General features: G+C 63.0%; 23 protein-coding genes and 5 tRNA genes. 25 read left to right on the forward strand and 3 right to left on the reverse strand.

Going from position 1 to position 22,781, the window contains the following annotated elements; genetic code table 11:
- Nucleotides 1-164: 164 nt before the first annotated feature.
- The 22 genes from acpP (at nucleotide 165) to AC56LU_RS17925 (ending at nucleotide 16,211) form a co-directional block, all read left to right on the forward strand.
- Entirely contained in the window at nucleotides 165-404 is a 240-nt protein-coding gene (acpP, locus tag AC56LU_RS17820) for an acyl carrier protein (RefSeq protein ID WP_020653257.1), read from the forward strand.
- Nucleotides 405-442: 38 nt separating this feature from the next.
- Nucleotides 443-1,690 carry a beta-ketoacyl-ACP synthase II gene (gene fabF / locus AC56LU_RS17825; protein WP_497176955.1) on the forward strand — a complete coding sequence of 416 codons (1,248 nt, stop codon included), beginning with the start codon at nucleotides 443-445 and terminating at the stop codon, nucleotides 1,688-1,690.
- Nucleotides 1,691-1,815: 125 nt separating this feature from the next.
- Nucleotides 1,816-2,301: a flagellar hook-length control protein gene (locus AC56LU_RS17830; RefSeq protein WP_497176956.1), complete on the forward strand. Its 486-nt coding sequence runs from the start codon at nucleotides 1,816-1,818 to the stop codon at nucleotides 2,299-2,301.
- Nucleotides 2,302-2,362: 61 nt separating this feature from the next.
- The gene (gene rpoE, locus AC56LU_RS17835; RefSeq protein ID WP_227802184.1) at nucleotides 2,363-2,965 is read left to right on the forward strand and encodes an RNA polymerase sigma factor RpoE; all 603 of its coding nucleotides are present in this window, start codon (nucleotides 2,363-2,365) and stop codon (nucleotides 2,963-2,965) included.
- Nucleotides 2,966-2,994: 29 nt separating this feature from the next.
- Nucleotides 2,995-3,429, forward strand: a complete 435-nt coding sequence (locus AC56LU_RS17840; protein ID WP_497176957.1) for a sigma-E factor negative regulatory protein — start codon at nucleotides 2,995-2,997, stop codon at nucleotides 3,427-3,429.
- Between the two features lie 111 nt (nucleotides 3,430-3,540).
- Nucleotides 3,541-5,043, forward strand: a complete 1,503-nt coding sequence (locus tag AC56LU_RS17845) for a DegQ family serine endoprotease (RefSeq protein WP_497176958.1) — start codon at nucleotides 3,541-3,543, stop codon at nucleotides 5,041-5,043.
- Nucleotides 5,040-5,312, forward strand: a complete 273-nt coding sequence (locus AC56LU_RS17850) for a glutaredoxin family protein (protein ID WP_497176959.1) — start codon at nucleotides 5,040-5,042, stop codon at nucleotides 5,310-5,312. The genes AC56LU_RS17845 and AC56LU_RS17850 overlap by 4 nt, the downstream gene beginning before the upstream one ends.
- A 398-nt stretch (nucleotides 5,313-5,710) precedes the next feature.
- Complete coding sequence (gene lepA, locus AC56LU_RS17855) at nucleotides 5,711-7,504, forward strand: translation elongation factor 4 (RefSeq protein WP_497176960.1); 1,794 nt, start codon at nucleotides 5,711-5,713, stop codon at nucleotides 7,502-7,504.
- Nucleotides 7,505-8,422 carry a signal peptidase I gene (gene lepB, locus AC56LU_RS17860; protein ID WP_497176961.1) on the forward strand — a complete coding sequence of 306 codons (918 nt, stop codon included), beginning with the start codon at nucleotides 7,505-7,507 and terminating at the stop codon, nucleotides 8,420-8,422.
- 15 nt (nucleotides 8,423-8,437) lie between these two features.
- Entirely contained in the window at nucleotides 8,438-8,851 is a 414-nt protein-coding gene (locus tag AC56LU_RS17865) for a DUF4845 domain-containing protein (protein WP_497176962.1), read from the forward strand.
- Nucleotides 8,852-8,942: 91 nt separating this feature from the next.
- A complete protein-coding gene (rnc, locus tag AC56LU_RS17870) occupies nucleotides 8,943-9,701 on the forward strand; it encodes a ribonuclease III (RefSeq protein WP_497176963.1) in 759 nt (252 codons plus the stop codon).
- A complete protein-coding gene (era, locus tag AC56LU_RS17875; RefSeq protein WP_497176964.1) occupies nucleotides 9,698-10,645 on the forward strand; it encodes a GTPase Era in 948 nt (315 codons plus the stop codon). The genes rnc and era overlap by 4 nt, the downstream gene beginning before the upstream one ends.
- 23 nt (nucleotides 10,646-10,668) lie before the next feature.
- A complete protein-coding gene (gene recO, locus AC56LU_RS17880; RefSeq protein ID WP_497176965.1) occupies nucleotides 10,669-11,481 on the forward strand; it encodes a DNA repair protein RecO in 813 nt (270 codons plus the stop codon).
- Between the two features lie 11 nt (nucleotides 11,482-11,492).
- On the forward strand, nucleotides 11,493-12,260 hold the full coding sequence (gene pdxJ / locus AC56LU_RS17885) for a pyridoxine 5'-phosphate synthase (RefSeq protein WP_497176966.1): 768 nt from the start codon (nucleotides 11,493-11,495) through the stop codon (nucleotides 12,258-12,260).
- A 16-nt stretch (nucleotides 12,261-12,276) separates the two neighbouring features.
- Complete coding sequence (acpS, locus tag AC56LU_RS17890; RefSeq protein WP_497176967.1) at nucleotides 12,277-12,690, forward strand: holo-ACP synthase; 414 nt, start codon at nucleotides 12,277-12,279, stop codon at nucleotides 12,688-12,690.
- A gap of 191 nt (nucleotides 12,691-12,881) precedes the next feature.
- Nucleotides 12,882-14,774: an excinuclease ABC subunit UvrC gene (gene uvrC / locus AC56LU_RS17895; protein ID WP_497177050.1), complete on the forward strand. Its 1,893-nt coding sequence runs from the start codon at nucleotides 12,882-12,884 to the stop codon at nucleotides 14,772-14,774.
- 152 nt (nucleotides 14,775-14,926) lie between these two features.
- On the forward strand, nucleotides 14,927-15,508 hold the full coding sequence (gene pgsA / locus AC56LU_RS17900) for a CDP-diacylglycerol--glycerol-3-phosphate 3-phosphatidyltransferase (protein ID WP_497176968.1): 582 nt from the start codon (nucleotides 14,927-14,929) through the stop codon (nucleotides 15,506-15,508).
- Nucleotides 15,509-15,604: 96 nt separating this feature from the next.
- Nucleotides 15,605-15,680: transfer RNA gene (locus AC56LU_RS17905), tRNA-Gly, on the forward strand.
- 82 nt (nucleotides 15,681-15,762) lie between these two features.
- Nucleotides 15,763-15,838 (forward strand) — tRNA-Gly (locus AC56LU_RS17910).
- A 48-nt stretch (nucleotides 15,839-15,886) separates the two neighbouring features.
- Nucleotides 15,887-15,962, forward strand: a tRNA-Gly gene (locus AC56LU_RS17915).
- A 25-nt stretch (nucleotides 15,963-15,987) separates the two neighbouring features.
- Nucleotides 15,988-16,063 (forward strand) — tRNA-Gly (locus tag AC56LU_RS17920).
- 74 nt (nucleotides 16,064-16,137) lie between these two features.
- Nucleotides 16,138-16,211 (forward strand) — tRNA-Cys (locus AC56LU_RS17925).
- Between the two features lie 531 nt (nucleotides 16,212-16,742).
- Here AC56LU_RS17925 and AC56LU_RS17930 read toward each other — a convergent pair.
- Nucleotides 16,743-17,708 (reverse strand): oxidoreductase, encoded by a 966-nt coding sequence (locus tag AC56LU_RS17930; RefSeq protein ID WP_497176969.1) that lies wholly within the window; start codon nucleotides 17,706-17,708, stop codon nucleotides 16,743-16,745.
- Nucleotides 17,709-17,765: 57 nt separating this feature from the next.
- Between AC56LU_RS17930 and AC56LU_RS17935 the strand changes: the two genes are divergently transcribed.
- On the forward strand, nucleotides 17,766-18,713 hold the full coding sequence (locus AC56LU_RS17935) for an AraC family transcriptional regulator (RefSeq protein ID WP_497176970.1): 948 nt from the start codon (nucleotides 17,766-17,768) through the stop codon (nucleotides 18,711-18,713).
- A gap of 267 nt (nucleotides 18,714-18,980) precedes the next feature.
- Nucleotides 18,981-19,652: an FMN-dependent NADH-azoreductase gene (locus tag AC56LU_RS17940; RefSeq protein WP_497176971.1), complete on the forward strand. Its 672-nt coding sequence runs from the start codon at nucleotides 18,981-18,983 to the stop codon at nucleotides 19,650-19,652.
- On the opposite strand, the gene AC56LU_RS17945 is transcribed toward AC56LU_RS17940, so the two are convergent.
- On the reverse strand, nucleotides 19,630-19,812 hold the full coding sequence (locus AC56LU_RS17945; RefSeq protein ID WP_497176972.1) for an alternative oxidase: 183 nt from the start codon (nucleotides 19,810-19,812) through the stop codon (nucleotides 19,630-19,632). The two genes, AC56LU_RS17940 and AC56LU_RS17945, sit on opposite strands and share 23 nt — an antisense overlap.
- A 116-nt stretch (nucleotides 19,813-19,928) precedes the next feature.
- Nucleotides 19,929-21,449: a MocR-like pyridoxine biosynthesis transcription factor PdxR gene (gene pdxR / locus AC56LU_RS17950; RefSeq protein ID WP_497176973.1), complete on the reverse strand. Its 1,521-nt coding sequence runs from the start codon at nucleotides 21,447-21,449 to the stop codon at nucleotides 19,929-19,931.
- 109 nt (nucleotides 21,450-21,558) lie between these two features.
- Between pdxR and AC56LU_RS17955 the strand changes: the two genes are divergently transcribed.
- On the forward strand, nucleotides 21,559-22,767 hold the full coding sequence (locus tag AC56LU_RS17955) for an NAD(P)/FAD-dependent oxidoreductase (protein ID WP_497176974.1): 1,209 nt from the start codon (nucleotides 21,559-21,561) through the stop codon (nucleotides 22,765-22,767).
- Nucleotides 22,768-22,781: the final 14 nt, after the last annotated feature.

A 22,781-nucleotide genomic window follows, 5' to 3' on the forward strand; every position in this document is an offset into this window, starting at 1 on the left:
GAATTCGCCGGATCCCGCTTTGGTGCGAACATAATCCGGAGCATTCGCCTCTTTTAGCAGTAATTTCGGTGGAAATAGCAGGAGCTGCCGAAAGTAGTTTTTCATCGCGCAAACCTGATAAAATGCGCGCACTTTCCGCAACACATACCTAATGGAGCCATAACATGTCGGATATCGAACAACGCGTTAAAAAAATCGTCGCTGAGCAACTGGGTGTTGCAGAAGCAGACATCAAAATCGAATCCTCGTTCGTTGACGACCTCGGCGCTGACTCGCTGGACACCGTGGAACTGGTGATGGCACTGGAAGACGAGTTCGAAATGGAAATCCCTGACGAGCAGGCTGAGAAGATCACCACCGTCAAGCAAGCCATCGACTACGCCACCGCGCACGTCAAGGCCTAAGCTGTAGCTGTCGCTTTAAAAGTTTCTGGGAGAATCGCTTGAGCCGTTCACGCAACCGCCGTGTCGTCGTTACCGGCCTGGGCTGCATTTCACCAATCGGCAACACCATTGCCGAGGCGTGGGACGCGGCGCTGGCCGGAAAGTCGGGCATTGCCAACATTACCAAGTTCGACGCGACGCCGTTCACGACGCATTTCGCCGGCGAGGTGAAGAACTTCAAGGTGGAAGACTACCTGCCGGGCAAGGAAGGCCGCAACATGGATAGCTTTATCCATTACGGCATGGCGGCCGGCATCCAGGCCCTGCAGGATTCCGGCCTGGAAGTCACCGACGACAACCGCGACCGCATCGGTGTGACCATCGGTTCGGGTATCGGCGGCCTGCCGATGATCGAAGCCACCAAGGAAGAGTACATGAATCGCGGCCCGCGCCGCATCTCGCCCTTCTTCGTGCCGGCATCGATCATCAACATGATCTCGGGCGATCTCTCGATCAAATTTGGCCTGCGCGGCCCGAACCTGGCGATCGTCACCGCCTGCACCACCGGCCTGCACTGCATCGGCGCCGCCGCTCGCCTGATCGAGTACGGCGATGCCGACGTGATGGTTGCCGGCGGTTCGGAAGCGACCATTTCGCCGCTGGGCCTGGGCGGCTTCGCCTCGGCGCGCGCGCTGTCCACCCGCAACGACGACCCGGCCACTGCCTCGCGTCCATGGGACAAGGACCGCGACGGCTTCGTGCTGGGCGAGGGCGCGGGCGTGATGGTGCTCGAAGAGTATGAGCACGCAGTCAAGCGCGGCGCCAGGATCTATGCCGAAGTCATCGGCTTCGGCATGAGCGCGGACGCCAACCACATCACCTCGCCGGTCGAGGATGGCAGTGGCGCGGCGCGTTGCATGGTCGCGGCCCTGCACAATGCCGGCCTGAATGCCAGCGAAGTCAACTACGTCAACGCACACGGCACCTCGACGCCGCTGGGCGACGTGGCGGAAGTGCGCGGCATCAAGCGCGTATTCGGCGACCACGCCAGCAACATCGTCGTGAACTCGACCAAGTCGATGACCGGCCACCTGCTGGGCGGCGCGGGCGGCCTGGAATCGGTGTTCACCGTGCTGGCGATCCATCACCAGAAGTCGCCGCCGACGATCAACCTCTTCAACCAGGATCCGGAATGCGACCTGGACTTCTGCGCCAATACCGCGCGGGACATGAAGATCGATTACGCGGTCAAGAACTCCTTCGGCTTTGGCGGTACCAACGGTACCCTCGTCTTCGCCAAGGTTTAAGCGCATAACGCTGGAATTCCGGTGCTGGTCTGAACCAGCCCACGCCCATCCCGGTCTAACCTGGATGGGCGCCTGACAGCCTCGGCCATTCGGTCTGCGGCGACCCTCCTTTCCTACCTCGAACCATGTCGATCGCGATGACCGTCGTCATTGCGCCGTCGCGCTGCCTGCGTTGCCTGCTCGCCGGCTTCGGTGCGTCCCTGTTCGCGGCCGCCTTCGCCGTGGGCCTGGCTGCGCCCGCGCGCTTCACTGCCAGGCCCGTTGTCGCGGCTGCGCTGCTGTTCGCCGCCGCATGTGTGGCGCATGCCGCGCTGCGCGCTGCAACGGTGCATCGCATTGATATTTCTGGACCCGGTCGGATACGCCTGACGGTACAACAGGGTGTGCGGCAGGACAAACGCGAAGGGCTGGCAGCGAGGCTGTTGCCGGGCTCGACGCTGTGGCCGCGGATGCTGTTACTGCGTCTGGAGACCGGCGCCGATGGGGTCGCCGACAGCATTGTCGTCCTGCCGGACAGCCTGCCGCCAGAGGGATTTCGCACGCTGGCGGTGGCGCTCGGCGCAGCTGGCGGGGTGCCTGGTGCGTCATCGACGGAGCACAAAATACTTTGAACTTATTGCAGCGGGCCAACTCTTATCCAGGAGGGCCGCTGCAGCCGATGGGGCATGGTCCGTGACGACAGAACGCGAGGGTGATCAGGTGTTGGTAGAACGCGTCCAGGCCGGCGATCGGGGCGCCTTCGACCTGCTCGTGGCCAAATACCAGCGTCGCCTGATGCGCCTGGTGTCGCGCCTCGTGCACGACCCGGCTGAAGCCGAAGACGTCGTACAAGAGACCTTCATCAAGGCTTTCCGCGCCCTGCGTCACTTCCGTGGCGATTCAGCCTTTTATACTTGGCTTTATCGCATCGGAATTAACACGGCGAAAAATTTTCTGGTCACACAGGGCCGCCGTGCGCCGACTTCCACGGAGGCCGACGCCGAGCGGGCAGAGGGATTCGACGACGCTGATAGCTTGCGCGACATTAATACGCCGGAATCAGTGTTGGCAAGCAAGCAGATTGCCCATACGGTGAACGCGGCCATGGAAGCACTGCCGCTGGAATTGCGAACGGCAATTGTCCTGCGAGAAATCGAAGGATTGAGCTACGAAGAAATCTCCGAGGTGATGGCGTGTCCGATTGGAACGGTACGCAGCCGGATTTTCCGTGCACGCGAAGTCATCGCCGAGAAATTGCGCCCATTGCTCGATTTCCCGGTTGACAAACGTCGGTAGGTAGCAGGATCGTACATAGGCGGGACAAATTGAACATACCGACGTCGGCAGGTTACCAGATGGACACCAACAAGAAGATACGCGAATACATATCGGCCTTTGCGGACGGCGAACTGCCGGATGCCGACCTCGAGCTTGCGCTGGCGGCCTTGCGCGAAACGGATGGACGGCAGGCATGGGATGTCTACCACCGGACCGGCGACTGCCTGCGCAGCGCGCCCGGGCACGCCGAGCTCTCGCCCGGCTTTGCCAGCCGTCTGGCCGAGAAGCTGGCCGCCGAACCGATGCCTTTGCGGCGTGCCGCAGCGCGATCAGCCTCGCCGGCCGACCCGCTGGCGGTCATTGCGCCGGTCGTGGCGGCGGGGGCCGAGAGCCTCAACGGCGCCACGCTGGGCGGGCAGGCGGTGGCACCGCACGAGGCCCCGGCTGCAGACCCTGGCTCCCCGGTCGTCAAGCGGCTCTAGCCCGCCCGCTTTTCCACCCCGCATGGGGGCGCGGCACATCCGCACGGCGCGCGACAAAGCGCGTATTTTGGCTTACCATAAAGTCAATCTCAGCCTTCCCACGCCAACTCCATGACCCGCTCATTTGCCCCGACGTCCCCCCGCCGTTTTGCAAGCCTGGTCCTGTCGACCCTGCTGCTTGCAGGCAGCACCCTTGTCCTCCCTTCCACCGCAGCCGCCGCCGCGGCGCCCGTGCAGACCCCGGTGGTCACCGGGCTACCCGATTTTTCCGACCTCATCGACAAGGTCGGCCCGGCCGTCGTCAACATCCGTACCACCGAGCGCGTCGCGCGCGGCCAGGGCGCGCCGGGCGAAGAAGAAATGCAGGAATTCCTGCGCCGCTTCTTCGGCGGCCAGATTCCGCGCGGCGGCGGGCGCACACCGGGCCGGCCCGGTGCGCCCGGCGGACAGGGCGGTCCGGAAGAGCAGGTCACGCGCGGCGTCGGCTCCGGCTTCATCATTTCCGCAGACGGCTTCGTGCTGACCAATGCCCACGTGGTCGAGGGCGCCGACGAGGTCACCGTCACGCTCACCGACCGCCGCGAGTTCAAGGCCAAGGTGCTGGGCGCCGACCGCCGCTCCGACGTCGCCCTGCTCAAACTGTCGGCCGCCAATTTGCCTTACCTGCGCACCGGCGACTCGAGCAAGATCCGGGTCGGCGAATGGGTGGTGGCGATCGGCTCGCCCTTCAATCTCGATAACACCGTTACCGCCGGCATCATCTCGGCCAAGTCGCGCGACACCGGCGAATACCTGCCGCTGATCCAGTCCGACGTCGCGGTCAACCCGGGCAACTCGGGAGGCCCCCTGATCAATATGCGCGGCGAGGTCATCGGCATCAACTCGCAGATCGCCACGCTCTCCGGCGCCTACAACGGCATCTCCTTCGCGGTGCCGATCGACGAAGTCATGCGTGTCGCCGACCAGCTCAAGAGCACCGGCAAAGTGACGCGCGGCCGCCTGGGCGTGCAGATCAGCGAAGTCACGCGCGACGTGGCCGAGTCGCTGGGCCTGGGCAAGGCGCGCGGCGCCGAGGTCTCGATGGTCGAGGCCGGCGGCCCGGCGGAAAAGGGCGGCATCAAGGTCGGCGACATCATCCTGAAGTTCAACAACCAGCCGATCGACACCACGCGCGACCTGCCGCGCCTGGTCGGCGCCACCAAGGTGGGCAGCCGCGCCACCGTCACCGTCTGGCGCCGCGGCACCCAGCTCGACTTGCCGGTCAACATCGTCGAATTGCAGGAAGAGCGCTCGCCGACGGCCCGCTCAACGCCCAGGAAGCCCACCCCGGGCGCCGCGCCGAACGCGCTCGGCCTGGTAGTCTCCGACATCCCGGCTGCCGATCGCGCCGAGCTGGGCGTCGACGGCGGCGTACTGGTCGAGAATGCCGACGGCAGCGCCGCCACGGCCGGCATCCGCCCGGGCGACGTGATCTCGCAAGTCGGTAACACCCAGGTCACCAATGCGGCCCAGTTCAATGGCCTGGTCGCCAAGCTCGATCCGAAAAAGCCGGTGGCCCTGCTGGTGCGGCGCGAGAACGTCACCCAGTACATCGTCGTGAAGCCGCGCCAATGACCCGGGTAATTCCCTTCACGCTGTACTCGCGCAGTTACTGCCACCTGTGCGACGACATGCTGCAGGCCTTGCTGGGCCTGCAGCAGCCGGGCGAGCGCTTCGAGGTGGCTGTGGTCGACGTCGATGCCGAGCCAAGCCTGGTGGCGCGCTTCGACGAACTGGTGCCGGTGCTGTTCGGTGATCCGGCCGGCGAAGAGTTGTGCCATTATTTTCTCGACCCGGCGGCGGCGCGCGGCTGGGCCGATGCTTGCATGACCAGCGCCGCGTAGGGTGGCCCGGGCCACGAAAGGCGGCTTCGCCGTCCGCGCGTTCAACGAGTGTATGGGAAGACGGCGCGTTTGCTCGTCCGAAGTTTGAACGCGCGGGCGGGAGACCCGCCCACCCTACGAAAACCCGATATCCGCCCCAATTGCGCTAAAAGCGGGGTTTCTACCCCCGCCGTCCCCAAAACCGGGCTTTCCCGCCCGGAATCCGGTAAAATGCCGGGGTCGGAAAAGCGTCTGCCCCATTCACCCTGTCGCTTTCGCTTTTTTTTTCGCATCATCAAGCGCTTCGGCCGGGGACCGGCAAGCCCCCACGGAGCGCTTTTTTGCATGGCGTCTTCGTTTTGCTTGATTGCTGTAGCCTGCCGCGCTCTCCGCGGCCTTTCTGGTTTTGAGCTTTGTTAATGAACAACATACGTAACTTCTCCATCATCGCCCACATCGACCACGGTAAATCGACCCTGGCCGACCGCATCATCCAGTTGTGCGGCGGCCTGTCGGACCGCGAAATGGACGCGCAGGTGCTCGACTCGATGGACCTGGAGCGCGAGCGCGGCATCACCATCAAGGCCCAGACCGCCGCCCTGCAGTACAAGGCGCGCGACGGCCAGGTCTACAACCTGAACCTGATCGACACCCCGGGCCATGTCGACTTCTCGTATGAAGTCTCGCGCTCGCTGTCGGCCTGTGAAGGCGCGCTGCTGGTGGTCGATGCGTCGCAGGGCGTGGAAGCGCAAACGGTCGCCAACTGCTACACCGCGCTCGACCTGGGTGTGGAGGTGGTGCCGATCCTGAACAAGATCGACCTGCCGCACGCCGACCCGGACAACGCCAAGAAAGAAATCGAGGACGTGATCGGCATCGACGCGTCCGACGCGACCGTCTGCTCGGCCAAGACCGGCCTGGGCGTGGAAGACGTGCTGGAAACCCTGATCGCCAAGGTTCCGCCGCCGAAGGGCGACAAGGATGCACCGCTGCAGGCCCTGATCGTCGACTCCTGGTACGACCCCTACGTGGGCGTGGTGATGCTGGTGCGCGTGGTCAACGGCACCCTGCGTCCGAAGGACAAGATCCTGCTCATGGCGACCGGTTCCGTGAACCTGGTCGAGAACATCGGCGTGTTCACCCCGCGCTCGGTCTCGCTGCCGGAACTGTCGGCAGGGCAGGTGGGCTTCATCATCGCCGGCATCAAGGAACTGACCGCCGCCAAGGTGGGCGACACCGTCACCCTGGCCGGCAAGCCGGCGCCGGCACCGCTGCCGGGCTTCAAGGAAGTCCAGCCGCAGGTGTTCGCCGGCCTGTTCCCGGTCGAAGCCAACCAGTACGACGCGCTGCGCGATTCGCTGGAAAAACTCAAGCTGAACGATGCCGCGCTGATGTACGAGCCGGAAGTCTCGCAGGCACTGGGCTTCGGCTTCCGCTGCGGCTTCCTCGGCCTGCTGCACATGGAGATCGTGCAGGAACGCCTCGAGCGCGAGTTCGACATGGACCTGATCACCACCGCGCCGACCGTCGTCTACGAAGTCGAGATGCGCGACGGCTCGATCATCCGCGTCGACAATCCGTCGAAGATGCCCGAGCCGTCCAAGATCAACGAAGTGCGCGAGCCGATCGTCGACGTCAACCTGTACATGCCGCAAGAATATGTCGGCTCGGTGATGACCCTGTGTAACGGCAAGCGTGGCGTCCAGATGGACATGGCCTACCACGGCCGCCAGGTGAAGCTGCATTACGAAATCCCGATGGCCGAGATCGTGCTGGACTTCTTCGATCGCCTGAAATCCACCTCGCGCGGCTATGCCTCGATGGATTACGCGTTCAAGGAAAACCGCGCCGCCGACGTGGTCAAGGTCGACATGCTGATCAACAGCGAAAAGGTCGACGCGCTGGCGATCATCGTGCACCGCGCCAACGCCCCGTACCGCGGACGCCAGGTGGCGGCCAAGATGCGCGAGCTGATCCCGCGCCAGATGTTCGACGTCGCCATCCAGGCCGCGATCGGCGCCACCATCATCTCGCGCGAAAACGTCAAGGCGCTGCGCAAGAACGTGCTGGCCAAGTGCTATGGCGGTGACATTTCCCGTAAAAAGAAACTGCTGGAGAAGCAAAAGGCCGGCAAGAAGCGCATGAAGCAGGTCGGTTCGGTGGAGATTCCGCAGGAAGCCTTCCTGGCCATCCTCCAGGTGGACGACAAATAAATGGACCTGCAACCTATCCTGAGCAATTTTGCTCTGATCCTGTTCGTGCTGATGGTGGTGACCGGCGTCATCTGGTGCCTGGATGTGTTCGTCCTGGCGAAACAGCGCCGGCGCGCCGCCGACGCCGCCCTGGCCGAGTACGACCAGCGCACCGGCAAGCTGACCGCCGACGGCATCAAGGTCGACAGCGGCAACCAGCGCGCGGCGATCGAGCAGGCACACCTGCGCCAGCCGACCTGGATCGAGTACTCGGGCAGTTTCTTCCCGGTGATCGCGCTGGTCTTCATCCTGCGCTCCTTCCTGTGGGAGCCGTTCAAGATCCCGTCCTCGTCGATGGTGCCGACCCTGCTGGTGGGCGACTTCATCCTGGTGAACAAGTACGCCTACGGCGTTCGCCTGCCGATCATTAACAAGAAGGTGATTGAGATCGGTGATCCGCAGCGCGGCGACGTCATGGTGTTCAAGTACCCGAAGGACATGGGGCAGGACTACATCAAGCGCGTCATCGGCGTGCCGGGCGACACCGTCAGCTATGAAAACAAGCGCCTGACCGTGAACGGCAAGCCGGTCCAATATACTCCGCTGGACGACTACCTGGATGACCAGCACCCGGTCTACCACAAGCAGTTCACCGAGCAGTTAACGAGCGTGCCGCACCGCATCCTGAATACCGAGGGCAAGCGCACGCTCGACCTGGGCGCCGTGGAGAATTTCCCGAACCGTGAAGCCTGTGACTATTCGTACGACAAATTTACCTGTATCGTACCTCCAGGCAACTATTTCATGATGGGCGATAACCGCGACAACAGTGCCGACAGCCGCTATTGGGGCTTCGTACCGGACAAGAACATTGTTGGCAAGGCGATCGTCGTCTGGATGAACTTCGGCGATCTGAAACGGATCGGCGGCATCCAGTAAAACCGGAGATCCACGATGCGTCAACAACAAGTCAATTCCTATCAGTCCGGCATTTCCCTGACCGGCCTGATCTTCGTGCTGGCCGTGCTCGGCGTCGCCGCCGTGTTCGCGCTCAAGCTGCTGCCGACTTACTTCGAGTACGGCGCGATCAAGGATGCGATCGCGCGCGCCAAGGAAGCCGGCGGCACGCCGCGCGAAATACAGGTAGCCTTCGACAAGAATGCCGGCATGAACAACGTCACCGCGATCAACGGCCGCGACCTGACCATCAGCCGCGAAGACGGCGAGACGCAGGTCAGCTTCGCCTACGAAAAGCGGGTGCCGCTGATGGGCAATGTCAGCCTGGTGATCGACTATGCCGGCACCACCGACCCGAGCGGTGTCGTGGCGGCCAAAGAGACGGATGGGGCCGCAACCGCGGCCCAATAATACGGCTTAGAAACAGGGAATCGCCAGCCGGCGCGTGGGCGCCGGCTGCAACCACGACAGCACAATGAATCTACAGTTATTGCAAACACGCTTGGCCTACACGTTCCGGGACACCGGCCTGCTCCAGCAAGCCCTGACCCATCGTAGCCATAGCGCGCTGCATAACGAACGCCTGGAATTCCTCGGCGACTCGATCCTGAATTGCGTAGTGGCCTCGATCCTGTACGAACGCTTCAGCAAGCTCGACGAGGGCGACCTGTCGCGCCTGCGCGCCAACCTGGTCAAGCAGCAGTCGCTGTTCGAGATCGCCCAGAAGCTGGAACTGTCGCAATTCCTGCGCCTGGGCGAGGGCGAGCTGAAGTCGGGTGGCTTCCGCCGTCCTTCGATCCTGGCCGACACCCTGGAAGCCCTGCTGGGCGCGGTCTACCTCGACAGCGGCTTCGACGCCGCCCGCGACGTGATCCGCGCTTTCATCATTCCCGTGCTGGAGTCGGTCGATCCGCGTACACTGGGCAAGGACGCCAAGACCTTGTTGCAAGAGTTCCTGCAAAGCAAGAAAATCTCGCTGCCGACCTATAACGTGGTGGCCACGCATGGCGCCGCCCACAGCCAGGAATTCGAAGTCGAGTGCCTGGTGCCGAAACTGAACGTGCAGGTATTCGGACGCGGTGGCAGCCGCCGCGCCGGCGAACAGGCCGCCGCCAGGCTGGCGCTGGAAGCGGCCCAGGGAGTGCTGGCGAAAGCACCCGCCGCCCGCAAGTCCAAGCCGCGCGCCGCCCAGCTCAAGCTGGGCATTGCCACCATCCAGAGTGATGTCCCGGCAGAACAAACAGGAACCAAATCAGTATGAATAGCAACAACGCCGACAGCAGCACCGATAACAGCAGCACCGACAGCGGCAGCGCCGGCAGCGACAATTTCCGCTGCGGCTATATTGCCATCGTCGGCCGTCCGAACGTCGGCAAATCGACCCTGATGAACGTGCTGATCGGCGCCAAGGTGTCGATCACCTCGCGCAAGGCCCAGACCACGCGCCACCGCATCACCGGCATCCAGACCCGCGACGACGCCCAGTTCATCTACGTCGACACGCCCGGCTTCCAGACCCGCCACGCGAATGCGCTCAACAAGACGCTGAACAAGACCGTGTCGAACACGCTGACGTCCTCGGACGTGATCCTGTTCCTGGTCGAGGCCGGTACGTTCGGTCCGGCCGACCAGCAGGTGCTCGAACTGTTGCCGAAGAACGTACCGGTGGTGCTCGTCATCAACAAATCGGACCGCATCAAGGACAAGGCGGTGCTGATGCCCTTCGCCCAGAAGGTCGCGGCGCTGCGCGACTTCACCGCCATCGTGCCGGTCTCGGCCAAGATGCGCTTCCAGGTCGACGCGCTGGAAAACGAGATCAAGCGCCACCTGCCCGAGAACGCGCCGATCTTCGGACCGGACGACATCACCGACCGCAGCGAGAAGTTCCTGGCCGCCGAGATCGTGCGCGAAAAAGTGTTTCGCCTGCTGGGCGACGAGCTGCCCTACACCAGCACCGTGGTCATCGAGCAGTTCCTCCAGGAGGGCAATCTGCGCCGCATCTTCTGCGCGATCCTGGTCGAGCGCGACACGCACAAGTCGATGATCATCGGTAACAAGGGCGCCCGCCTGAAAGAGATCTCGACCCAGTCGCGCCTGGACATGGAAAAGCTGTTCGACGGCCCCGTGTACCTGGAGATCTGGGTCAAGGTCAAGTCCGGCTGGGCCGACAACGAAGCGGGCCTGCGCGCCTACGGTTACGAGTAAACGAGCGGAGGCCGTCCCACCGCATGCCCGATCTCGCAAAACAAGACGACCTCATCGACACTCCGGAGACCGCGCCCACTGGCGCTACTCCGGCGGCGGCCAAGCGTAGCCGTCCCCCGGTGCGCGAGACGCGGGTGAACGGCCAGCCTGGCTTCGTCCTGCACAGCTACCCGTACAAAGAAACCAGCCTGATCGTGGACATGTTCACGCGCGACTTCGGCCGCGTGGGCGTGGTGGCGAAGGGGGCCAAGCGCCCGCTGTCGAAGCTGCGCGGCGTGCTGCAGACCTTCCAGCCGCTGTCGGTCTCGTTCAGCGGCAAGCTCGAGCTGCGCACCCTGATCGATGCCGAATGGGTCGGTGGCATGCTGCCGCTCGAGCGAACCGCGCTGCTGTGCGGCTTCTACCTGAACGAACTGCTGGTGAAACTCATTGCCCGCGACGACAAGCATCCGCTTCTCTTCGACCATTACGTCTCGACGCTGAACCAGCTGGCCCATGGCGAGCCGCCGCCGATCGTCTTGCGCAAGTTCGAACGGGCCTTACTGAAGGAAACAGGTGTCGCCGCCGACCTGGGGCGCTCCACCACCACCCGCGCCCCCGTCGAACCGGAGCGCGATTACGTGGTGGACCCGGAAAAGGGCGCGCGCGAAGCGCTGCCGTCCGATGCCTGGCCCGTCGTCAGCGGCAAGACCCTGCTCGACATGGAGCGCGAGGATTACAGCGACCCGGTCACGCAGGCGCAGAGCAAGCAGCTGATGCGTTTCCTGCTGGCGCACCACCTGGGCGGCGCGCCGCTCAATACGCGCCAGATTTTGATCGACCTGATGCAGCTTTAAAGAGAATACAGATGAGCTTTCTGCAACCCATTGGCTCGGTCATCGACCTGGGCGTCAACATCGACCACATCGCCACCGTGCGCAACGCCCGCGGCACCAGCTATCCGGACCCGATCCGCGGTGCGCTGCTCGCCGAGCAGGCCGGCGCCGACCTGATCACCCTGCACCTGCGCGAAGACCGCCGCCATATCAAGGATGCCGACGTGCTGGCGCTGCGCCCGCTCCTGGCAACGCGCATGAACCTGGAAGCGGCGGTCACGCGCGAGATGATCGACTTCGCTTGCCAGGTCAAGCCGCAGGACGTGTGCCTGGTGCCGGAACGGCGCGAGGAAGTCACCACCGAGGGCGGCCTCGACGTGATCCGCCACTACAACGAGGTGGAAGCGGCGGTGCGGCAGTTGAAAGGCGAGGGCATCCGCGTCTCGCTGTTCATCGACGCGGACGAGCGCCAGATCGAGGCGGCCAGCGCGGTGGGCGCCACCGTGATCGAACTGCACACCGGGCGCTATGCCGAAGCCGAGGGCGAGGAGCTGCACGCCGAGATCGAGCGCATCAAGCTGGGCGTGCGTGCGGGCGCCGCGCGCGGCCTGCGCGTAAACGCCGGCCACGGCCTGCACTACACCAATGTGCAGCCGATCGCGGCGATTGCCGACATCCACGAGCTGAACATCGGCCACGCGATCGTCGCCCATGCCCTGTTCGTGGGCTGGGAGAACGCGGTGCGCGAGATGAAGGCGATCATGGTGGCTGCGCGCCTGGGAACGACCTACCGCACTTGAAAAACAGGGAGCAGACATGATCTACGGCATCGGCACTGACATCGTCCAGATCTCGCGTGTCGAGGCTGCGCTTCGACGGAGCGGCCCGCGCTTCGCCGAGAAGATCCTCGGCCCGCAGGAGCTGGAAAAATACCATGCGAGGAGCAGCAAGAATGCGGTGCGTGGCCTGCGCTTCCTGGCCACCCGGTTCTCGGCCAAGGAAGCGTTCTCGAAGGCGATCGGGCTGGGCATGCGCATGCCCATGACTTGGCGTTCGGCCCAGGTCCTGAACGGACCGGGCGGCAAGCCGGTCATCGTCTGCAGCGGCGCCCTCGAACAATTCATGCACGATTACCGGCTCAGCGCCCAGGTGACGATCAGCGACGAAGCCGACTACGGGGTCGCCTTCGTCATCGTGACCCAGGCGCTGGGCGACACATTGGCAGAGTGATGTCCCAAGCAAAACCCGAAGACAAGCAAGTCCCCGAAGTGGCGGAAGCACCCATCGCGTACGCCGCTGCCGGCGGCGCGGCCATGCCGGCCCCGGCGCCGGTCGCCGACAAGCCGGCGCGCACCCGCACCGCCAAGCCCAAGGCCGGCGCAGCGGCGGACCCGCGCCCGCGCCCGGACGGCTGGCAAGCCATGAAGGAAGAGCTGAAAGCCACCATCCAGGGCGATGCGCGCGAGCCGGTCAAGCCCAGCGGCGCAGCGAGAGAGCAGGTGCTGGCAACGGTGGCGAAGCTGCCTGCCTTGCCCGGCGTGTACCGCTACCTGGATGCCAACGGCAATGTGCTCTACGTGGGCAAGGCCCGCAATCTGAAGAACCGGGTGTCGAGCTACTTCCAGAAGACCCTGTCGAGCCCGCGCATCGCGATGATGGTGGGCCAGATCGCCAACCTGGAAACCACGGTGACCAGCAGCGAGGCCGAAGCGCTGATCCTGGAAAACAACCTGATCAAGTCGCTCAAGCCGCGCTACAACATCCTGTTCCGCGATGACAAAAGCTACCCTTACATCAAGATTTCGAGCGGCGAGGCGCCGCGCATGGGCTACTACCGCGGCGCGCTGGACAAGAAAAACCAGTATTTCGGCCCTTTCCCGAGCGCCTGGGCGGCCAAGGAATCGATCCAGCTGCTGCAGCGGGTCTTCAACCTGCGCACCTGCGAGGACAGCGTCTACGCCAACCGCACCCGTCCCTGCCTGCTGCACCAGATCGGCCGCTGCAGCGCGCCCTGCGTCGACCTGATCACGCCCGAAGACTACAAGCGCGACGTCGGCAATGCCGCGCGCTTCCTGCGCGGACGCCAGAACGAGGTGCTGCAGGACCTGGAACAGAAGATGCAGTCGTACGCGATGGAGCTGAAGTTCGAGCAGGCCGCCAGCATCCGCAACCAGATCCAGGCCTTGTCGAAAGTGCTGCACGCGCAGAGCATGGAGACCGTGGGCGACGCCGACGTCGACGTGATCGCCGTGGTGGTGCAGGGCGGCCGCGCCTGCGTCAACCTGGCGATGGTGCGCGGCGGGCGCCACCTGGGCGACCGCGCCTACTTCCCGACCCACGTCGGCGAGTCGCTCGGGGAATGCCCGATCGAAGTCGAGGTGCTGTGCGCCTTCCTGGCCCAGCATTACTCGGGCCAGTTCATCCCGGGCACGCTGATCCTGAACCTCGAATTCGACCAGCCGGAGCTGATCATGGCGCTGGCCGAGCAGTGCGGCCACCGCATCAACCTGATCTTCCAGCCGCAGGGCCAGCGCCGCCAGTGGCTCGAAATGGCTTGCAAGGGCGCCGAGATCGCGCTGGCGCGCCTGCTGTCGGAGCAGGGCTCGCAGCAGGCCCGCACCCGCGCGCTGGCCGAGGCGCTGGCGCTGGAGCTTGATGCGCTCGACGAGCTGCGCATCGAATGCTTCGACATCAGCCACACGGCGGGCGAGGCGACCCAGGCCTCGTGCGTGGTGTTCCACCACCACCAGATGCAGAACGGCGAATACCGCCGCTTCAACATCAACGGCATCACGCCGGGCGACGATTACGCCGCCATGCGCCAGGTGCTGCAGCGCCGTTACGAAAAGGTGGCCAACGGCGACGGCATCATGCCCGACATCGTGCTGGTCGACGGCGGCAAGGGGCAAGTCGAGATGGCGCGCCAGGTGTTCGAGGAGCTCGGCCTGTCCATCTCGATGATCGTCGGCGTGGCCAAGGGGGAGGGGCGCCGCGTCGGCCTGGAGACCCTGATCTTCGCCGACGGCCGCGCGCCGCAGGAGCTGGGCAAGGAATCGGCGGCGCTGATGCTGGTCGCCATGATCCGCGACGAGGCCCACCGCTTCGCGATTACCGGCATGCGCGCCAAGCGCGCCAAGGCGCGCCAGGCCTCGCGCCTGGAAGAGATCGAGGGCATCGGCGCCAAGCGCCGCCAGCGCCTGCTGGCCCGCTTCGGCGGCTTGCGCGGGGTGATCGATGCCAGCGTGGAAGACCTGATGTCGGTCGAGGGTATTTCCAGCACGCTGGCGGAAGAGATCTATCGGCAGCTGCACTGAGAGCCGATCGGACCGCGCGACGGGATCGAGCCGGGGCCTGCGCCGGCCTGTCTTTTCGGACCGCCGCATACAGACGAGTTACCTAGTCCATTTCGCAATACCCATGTAGACTTACGCCGCAAACTTTCATTCCTGTAATCAGCGTTTTCCCTATGCCTTTCAACATCCCGATTCTCCTGACCTGGTTACGCGTAGCGCTGATTCCCCTGGTTGTAGGCGTCTTCTATCTTCCGCCCCACTGGCTTCCGCTGGCCGACCGCAACTTCGCCGCAACGGCGGTGTTCATCGTCGCCGCCATCACCGACTGGTTCGACGGCTTCCTGGCGCGGCGCTGGAACCAGACCTCGGCCTTCGGCGCCTTCCTCGATCCAGTCGCCGACAAGCTGATGGTGGCTGGCGCGCTACTGGTGCTGGTGCAGCTGGACCGGGTGAACGCCATCATCGCCTTCATCATCATCGGTCGCGAAATCACCATCTCGGCCCTGCGCGAGTGGATGGCCCAGCTCGGCGCCACCAAGTCGGTGGCGGTCAGCTCGCTCGGCAAGATCAAGACCGCCGCCCAGATGACGGCGATCCCGATGCTGCTGTTCCACGACGTGCTCTTCGGTATCGACACCCATTACTGGGGCGAGTACTTCCTGTGGCTGGCCGGGGTGCTGACGGTCTGGTCGATGTTCTACTACCTGCGCCGGGCCTGGCCGCTGATCAAGGAGAAAGCCGAGGTCGGCAGCTGAGTTGTAATAAATGTTCGGTGTCATCCTTGACGTGTGGAATAGAATCTCTATAATGCCTGCCTGTTGCGACAACAACGCAGCAGGATGAAAGACAAAGCGGGAGTAGCTCAGTTGGTAGAGCGCAACCTTGCCAAGGTTGAGGTCGAGAGTTCGAGACTCTTCTCCCGCTCCAAAGTTTTGAGATTGACGAAGCAGAGCACGATTCGGAAATCTTGAAAAAATGTCAAAGTTCTGCGATAATCGTTGTTCTGTACGCGGGAGTAGCTCAGTTGGTAGAGCGCAACCTTGCCAAGGTTGAGGTCGAGAGTTCGAGACTCTTCTCCCGCTCCAGTTTGTTTGGTAATGAACTGGTGCGACAGGCTTAAGTAAGACTCCAATGCGGGAGTAGCTCAGTTGGTAGAGCGCAACCTTGCCAAGGTTGAGGTCGAGAGTTCGAGACTCTTCTCCCGCTCCAAAGGTTTTACACGTTGTACTCCAATGCGGGAGTAGCTCAGTTGGTAGAGCGCAACCTTGCCAAGGTTGAGGTCGAGAGTTCGAGACTCTTCTCCCGCTCCACATTCAGAGAAGACATGACTTCTCGGTTGATACGGCACATAACCGGCCGGGTCGACTTTCCTAAGATTACCTCTGGCGAGGTAGCAAAGCGGTTATGCAGCGGCCTGCAAAGCCGTCTAGACGGGTTCGACTCCCGTCCTCGCCTCCAAATATCAAGCAAAATGGGCCTAGATAGAGGCCTGTTTTGTTTTATCTCTCGTCTGTATTAAGTCAAATTTGGCTGTACCGATCTGCTCCCCAAAGCGGCCTTGCAGGCCGTCGCAACGCTCGTTCAGATCAGGACGCCAGTCTGCTGCCCGAACGTATGGGAATATCCGATTCGACGGTTACAGTCCGACCGACACGCTCAGCCTCCCGAGCAGTTGATCGAGCTAATCCATTTCAGCCATGCTCAACCCTGCCAGTAGCGATCTTTGCGCACAAAGGTGATCGACGATTGAGGCCATCAGCTGTCGATATGAATCCGGCGCCGATCCGTATTGAACCGAGGTAAAGCATCCCTGTCGCGCCACCCGTCAAGGCTGGTGTACGGCGTGCTAGCTCGTGCGCTATCAAAAAGCGAAGTAAATCGAAACGATTATCTCGGTCGCGGATCGCCACTGCCCACCATTCTGGAATAGTGCGGATGACCTGCATATGGCACAGCCGCAGGTTTCGCCGTGCCATACGCAGGCCGGACTCAAGGCCGCAGCTCCACCCCTGTGAGCGCCTCGCTCAGCTGCCACAACCGCTCTGCGGATGCCTGGTCGATTGCCCATGGCCGCACGCCTTGCAGGCCTGTCGTCGCAACCGGTGCGATGTTGCAATCTTCACAATAGACGCCTCCCATGCCTTCACTCTCCGGGCTACAGGCACACCAGACGATGCTTGCAGCACCTTGCTGGGCGTTCTTGAGGTCGCGCTCAGGCGCAACGATGGGCTCGCCTTTGTCGTCTAGCACCCCGAAGACAGCGATTTCTTCCGCGGTCAGATGACGAGCCAGCGCCCCAAGAATCGTACCCGGATGAACCGAAAAGGCCCGGATATTTTCTCCTTCGCCACGTGTGTCAAGTGCGAGGGCAAACAGGACATTGGCAGTCTTTGATTGGCCGTAGGCGATCCACTTGTCGTACTCTCGCGAGCGGAAATCGATATCGTCGAAATCTATACCGGCGATCTGGTGTCCGCGCGAGGATACCGACACGACGCGTGCGCTCGTTGCCTGGCGCAAGGCGGGCCACAATTGGACAGTCAGCCGGAAGTGTCCAAGGTGATTGACGGAAAACTGAGCTTCGTGGCCCTGTGCGTCACGCATGAGCGGCGTTGCCATGATGCCCGCAGAATTGACGAGGATGGCGAGCGATCGGCCGCTGTCGACGAAGCGATTTGCGAATGCATCGATGGACTGCGGACTGGCCAGGTCGACCCGATCTACCAGCGCACCCGGAATCCCCTCAAGTGCAGTTCGGGCACGCGTCACATCGCGTGCCGGAACGATGACGCTAGCCCCAGCGCCTGCGAGCGCGCGCACCGTTTCAAGCCCCAGTCCGGAATAGCCACCGGTCACGATTGCAGTTTTATTCGACAGGTCGATCCTGTCGATGATGTCTGTTGTTGTACTTGATGCGTTAAAACGAGAAGTAATGGGGGCTTGCATGCTTGCCATATAATAAACTCCGAAGTAAGACAGTCATCACTATGCTCCAGACAAGTTCGACAATCCATGGTCACCCGTCCTGATGTATATCGCGAAAATCCTGATTCATTAAGCGACGTGTTGGCGGTGCTGAACGCTCGGTGCGAACGCTCGGCGGGCCTGGTGGCCAGCGCTCCATGGTCGGTCCGGGTGGCGCCCTACGAAGGCCTGAAATTCAACGTGCTGGTTCGCGGAGCAGCGTGCTTGCAGGTCGAGGGCGGCGTGCCGCAGAAACTCAGCCAAGGGGACTGCTTCCTCTTGGTAGGCGGACGCGCGTTCACGGTCGCGAGCGACTTGGGTCTGCCACCAGTTCCCGCCAGTCAGGTATTCGCCGATAACGACAAGGGCATTGCACGGATAGGCACGCTAGACGAGGTGCATATCGTTGCCGGCAGGATGAGCCTTGACCCCGTTCTTGCTACTTTTTTAACTTCGGCCTTGCCGGAGTTGACCGTATTTCGGGCAGCTTCCGCAGCGGCCATCTCCGTGCAGTGGCTGCTGCAGCGGATCAGTCTGGAGTTGGGCAACGCAACGACAGCCGGGTCTGCAATTGCTGACAGGATGGTCGAGATCGTTTTTATCGAACTCTTGCGTGCCTCGATCCTGGAACTCGGGGGCAAGTCTGGATGGATGGCTGCGTTGGCTGACAGGCGTCTCGCGCGAGTGCTGGCAGCCATGCATGCTGATCCGTCCCGCAATTGGACGCTAGCGCAACTGGCCGCGGAGGCCCACATGTCGCGCTCGGCATTTGCCGAGGCCTTTCGCAGCACTGTCGGAATGGCGCCGCTGCAGTATTTGACACGCTGGAGGCTGTACCGTGCCGGCCATGCACTGCGCAAGCAAGGGGTATCGATCAGCGCCGCAGCCGTCTCGGCTGGTTATGAATCGGATAGCGCATTCGTCAGCGCCTTCAAGCGGCTGTTCGGAACAACGCCTGCCCGCCATGCTGCTGCCAGATCAGGAATGGCGCCCTGATGTCAGTTCGATCAGCCGGCAATTCACTGTCGTCGTCATCTTCGACCACCCATGCGTGGGCGGCGCTGCGGTAGTTCATGCGGGGCTTCAAAGTGGACCAGCCAAATCGCATGAAAGCGGATCAATACATGCGGGTACTTTGAATGGAGAATCCCTACATCGACAACCGGGGGCTTCAGGATCGCGCAGACTGCGATCGGCCAAGCGCTGTTGATCCCGTAATCGAGCAAGAGGCGTCGCGCGTATTGATCAGAGAGGAAAGACAGAATGAATATTTTGCACATCAGCGCAAGTCCGCGCGGCCAGGAAGGCGACAGTCACCTTCTATCAGAATACGTCGTGGAGCGACTGCGTAGACAGTATCCGGAATCGAGTGTGACCGAGCGCCTTTTGTGGGCAGAAAACCTGCCACAGGTCGACGGCAGCTACGCCATTGCACTATCCAGCGGGCCTGTATTGAACTCAGCGGCCGTGGAGGAGGGATCCCTGGCACGGTCTACTTTGCTGATCGAGGAACTGGAGAACGCAGACGTCGTCGTGATCGGCACGCCGGTACATAACCTCACCGTGCCCTCAACGCTCAAGGCCTGGATCGACCATGTGGTCAGGATACACCGTACGGTACGCCCTACGCCACAAGGGAAGATTGGCATGCTGGCTGATCGACCAGTGTTCGTGGCAGTGAGCAGCGGAGGATGGCGTACCGGCCCGAAGGCGCGCAATCCGGACTTCTTCGAACCCTACCTGCGTGCAATCCTGTCAATGATCGGATTACGGGAAGTCCACATGTTTTCCGTCGAAGGGACGGCGCTTGGCGCGGAGCGGGCGGTGCAGGCACGGCTGGAAGCTCATGACGCGGTGCGGGACTATTTCGACGAGTTGACTGCAAATAAGGGGACCATCTTGACGCAAAATCTCATGACGGAGACCACAGAATAACTGTAGCTTCTCGAAGTGAAAAACGGGACAAGGTCTTCGGCTTGAACTCTTCCGAGAGTAAGCGTCCTTCACGTGCCATGTACGCCTGCTCTTCGAAGTAGCCGACCAGGCGGTGTGCCGTGCGTGGTGAGCTCGGATAATGAAGGAAGAAGGCAAGCAAGACAGGAGACGCCTTTACCGACAGCGTGGCAGCGAGCGCTCGCGATAGGTAACTCAGCCGCTACGGCAGTGGTTGACGCCTGGCACGGTGGCGAAAGTGGCCTTCGGTTAGCGCTGTCAGGCACGCAAGGCCTGGGCCATCAGGCGGGCAGTGCCATCGATGGTGTCGGCATCGAATGCCGCATATCCCATCACCAAGCCTTCTCCCATTGCCGGCACTGTAGCGCCGCTACTGTAGTGGCGTAGCGGGAAGGCGGTTATTCCTGCCGCGGCAAGACGCGCGCGCGCCTCCTCCTCGGTATGCGCGAGGAGGCGGGCTGGCGTATCCAGTCCGGCACTTGGCGGGGCAACGTCCAGTAAACCATCCCAGTGTCGTCGCGCGGAGTCCAGAAAGGCGTCGGCGCGACTGGCATAGATGCGCCGCATGCGACGTACGTGGTGATCGAAGTGTCCGTCGTCCATGAAGTCTGCCAGTACCGCCTGGGTCAGGCCATTGGCGTTGCGGCCGGTAAGCGAGGCAGTGCGAACGAATGGCTCGATCAGGTGGGCCGGCAGTACCATGTAGGCTAGCCGGATGCCAGGATAGAGCAGCTTGCTGAAGGTCCCGGCCAGTAGTACATGGGTGTCGCCACCGGCATGGCTGCGTAGCGCAGGAATCGGCTTCGCGCTGAACCGGTATTCGCTGTCGTAGTCATCTTCCAGGATATAAGCGCCGCTCTCGCGTGCCCAGCGCAACAACGCCGTGCGGCGCGCCAGCGACATCGGCATCCCGAGGGGCGCATGGCGTGCCGGCGTTACATAGGCCAATCGTGCCGCGGGCGCTGCCGCGACCCCATCCGCGACGCGTAATCCTTCAGCATCGACCGGTACATCTACCACGTGGGCGCCGGCTGCGCGCATGATCTGGCGCGCCCCCGGATAACCGGGATCTTCCATCCACACCGTTTCTCCATGACCGACCAATACCCGCAGGCTCAGGTCGATCGCCTGCTGTACGCTGTTCAGTATCAGGATCTGGTCGGGTGAAACGGGCACGCCGCGTGCGATGTCGAGGTAGCGGGAGATTGCCGCACGTAGTGCGGGCAAGCCAGCCGCGTCGGTTTCTGACAGCGCGGCCAGGCGCGACGTTCTCAAGTGGCGTGCGTGCAGTCGGCGCCATAGGTCGACCGGGAAGGCGCTGACATCACAGCGGTGTGGGTGAAAGGGTGGAGGCAAGCCTGGATTGGGCCGTAAAGGAAACGGAGGCGAGAGGCTTGCGATCCGTGCAGCCCAGGAACCGGATGGCGCAGCCGCTTCCGGCGCTGCAGGCGCCAGTGCATACCTCGATGCCCGCGCCGGACCAGCCAGCAGGCTTGCGTCGGGCAGCGTGTTGCTCACGCGGGTGGCACTGCCCTGGCCGGTGATGACGTAGCCCTCGGAGAGCAGTTGGGCATAGACCGCCTGGACGGTGCCACGCGCGATGCCATGTTCCAGTGCCAACGTGCGGCTGCCAGGCAGCAGGGCATTGGGAGGCAAGCGCCCATCGAGGATCGCCTGTCGCAATGAACGGTATAGCCAGCCCTGCAGGCGCTCGTCCTGTCCTGGCTGTCCAAGCGGCAGCGACCAGCGCGCCCCTCGCGTGCCGCGTGCATCCTGCATCCTCTTCTCCTTCGACTGGACCAAGCAAATCCGTGAAAACCGGATCAATACAGTAGACCAGTCTACACGGACAATGTCTTCACTTCCACCCCTTCCCGAGGACTCAGACATGAAACAGAATATCGTGATTGCCGGTAGCGGATTTGCCGGATTATGGGCTGCACTGTCAGCAGCGCGCGCGGTTTCCCTGGCGGGCAAGGCCGGCAGTGTGGACATCACCGTGGTGTCGCCGGTAGCTCAGCTGCACATGCGTCCGCGCTTGTACGAACCTGCGCTGGACGGCATGGCGCCTGAACTTGGGCCACTGTTCGATGCGGTTGGCGTGCGCCACCTGGCTGGCAAAGTCGAACACGTCCATCCAGGCCAGCGTCAGGTAGACGTACTAGGCAACGACGGCACCCGTCACACGCTGGCCTATGACCGCTTCGTGCTGGCCGCCGGGAGTCAGGTGGTCCAGCCGCCGCTGCCGGGACTATCGACTTACGGCTTCAATGTCGATCAATTGCACGAAGCCGAGCGACTGGAGCGCCATCTGCAGGGCCTGGCCAAGCGGCCAGATAGCCCGGCGCGCAACACCGTCGTTGTCGCTGGCGGCGGTTTCACCGGGATCGAGACAGCGGCCGATATGCCGGACCGCCTGCGCGCCATTCTGGGCAAGGATGCGAATGTACGCGTCCTGTTGCTCGAAATGGCGCCGGTGGTGGGCCCGGATTTGGGCCCGGGGCCGCGCCCGGTGATCGAGCAGGCTTTGGCCGAATGTGGTGTCGTGACCATCACGTCGACTGGCGTGGCGGCGATCGACGCCGACGGCGTACTGACCGCCGACGGGCGCCGCTTCGATGCCTCGACCGTCATCTGGACCGCCGGAATGCGCGCCAATCCGCTGGCTAACCAGATCGGCGCCGAACATGACCGCTTTGGCCGTATTCCGGCTGATCCCTTCCTGCGTGCCAGTGGCGTGCCGGGCATTTTCGTCAGCGGCGATGTGGCCCATGCCGCCGCCGACGACCAGGGCAACGTGGCGTCGATGTCCTGCCAGCACGCACTCAGCCTGGGCCGGGTGGCAGGTCATAATGCGGCCGCCGAGCTGGTGGGGTTGGCGCCGCACCCGTACAGCCAGCCGAAGTACGTCACATGCCTGGATCTGGGGCCGTGGGGAGCCCTGTACACCGAGGGTTGGGACCGACAGGTCAAGTTGACACGGGATGAAGGCAAGCAGCTCAAGCGCGCGATCAACACGCAATGGATCTATCCGCCGGCGCCCGACCGCGACGCCGTGTTCGCGGTTGCCAATCCCGACTACGTGATCGTTCCCTGACACCGCAGCAAGGA

Source organism: Telluria sp. PB2R4 (assembly GCF_059685695.1).

Bases quoted from the DNA above. Each gene is read 5' to 3' on its own strand.
- acpP (WP_020653257.1), top strand. From the start codon at position 165: ATGTCGGATATCGAACAACGCGTTAAAAAAATCGTCGCTGAGCAACTG.
- AC56LU_RS17830 (WP_497176956.1), top strand. From the start codon at position 1,816: ATGTCGATCGCGATGACCGTCGTCATTGCGCCGTCGCGCTGCCTGCGT.
- AC56LU_RS17845 (WP_497176958.1), top strand. From the start codon at position 3,541: ATGACCCGCTCATTTGCCCCGACGTCCCCCCGCCGTTTTGCAAGCCTG.
- AC56LU_RS17850 (WP_497176959.1), top strand. From the start codon at position 5,040: ATGACCCGGGTAATTCCCTTCACGCTGTACTCGCGCAGTTACTGCCAC.
- lepA (WP_497176960.1), top strand. From the start codon at position 5,711: ATGAACAACATACGTAACTTCTCCATCATCGCCCACATCGACCACGGT.
- lepB (WP_497176961.1), top strand. From the start codon at position 7,505: ATGGACCTGCAACCTATCCTGAGCAATTTTGCTCTGATCCTGTTCGTG.
- AC56LU_RS17865 (WP_497176962.1), top strand. From the start codon at position 8,438: ATGCGTCAACAACAAGTCAATTCCTATCAGTCCGGCATTTCCCTGACC.
- era (WP_497176964.1), top strand. From the start codon at position 9,698: ATGAATAGCAACAACGCCGACAGCAGCACCGATAACAGCAGCACCGAC.
- recO (WP_497176965.1), top strand. From the start codon at position 10,669: ATGCCCGATCTCGCAAAACAAGACGACCTCATCGACACTCCGGAGACC.
- pdxJ (WP_497176966.1), top strand. From the start codon at position 11,493: ATGAGCTTTCTGCAACCCATTGGCTCGGTCATCGACCTGGGCGTCAAC.
- acpS (WP_497176967.1), top strand. From the start codon at position 12,277: ATGATCTACGGCATCGGCACTGACATCGTCCAGATCTCGCGTGTCGAG.
- uvrC (WP_497177050.1), top strand. From the start codon at position 12,882: ATGAAGGAAGAGCTGAAAGCCACCATCCAGGGCGATGCGCGCGAGCCG.
- pgsA (WP_497176968.1), top strand. From the start codon at position 14,927: ATGCCTTTCAACATCCCGATTCTCCTGACCTGGTTACGCGTAGCGCTG.
- AC56LU_RS17930 (WP_497176969.1), bottom strand. From the start codon at position 17,708: ATGGCAAGCATGCAAGCCCCCATTACTTCTCGTTTTAACGCATCAAGT.
- AC56LU_RS17935 (WP_497176970.1), top strand. From the start codon at position 17,766: ATGGTCACCCGTCCTGATGTATATCGCGAAAATCCTGATTCATTAAGC.
- AC56LU_RS17940 (WP_497176971.1), top strand. From the start codon at position 18,981: ATGAATATTTTGCACATCAGCGCAAGTCCGCGCGGCCAGGAAGGCGAC.
- pdxR (WP_497176973.1), bottom strand. From the start codon at position 21,449: ATGCAGGATGCACGCGGCACGCGAGGGGCGCGCTGGTCGCTGCCGCTT.
- AC56LU_RS17955 (WP_497176974.1), top strand. From the start codon at position 21,559: ATGAAACAGAATATCGTGATTGCCGGTAGCGGATTTGCCGGATTATGG.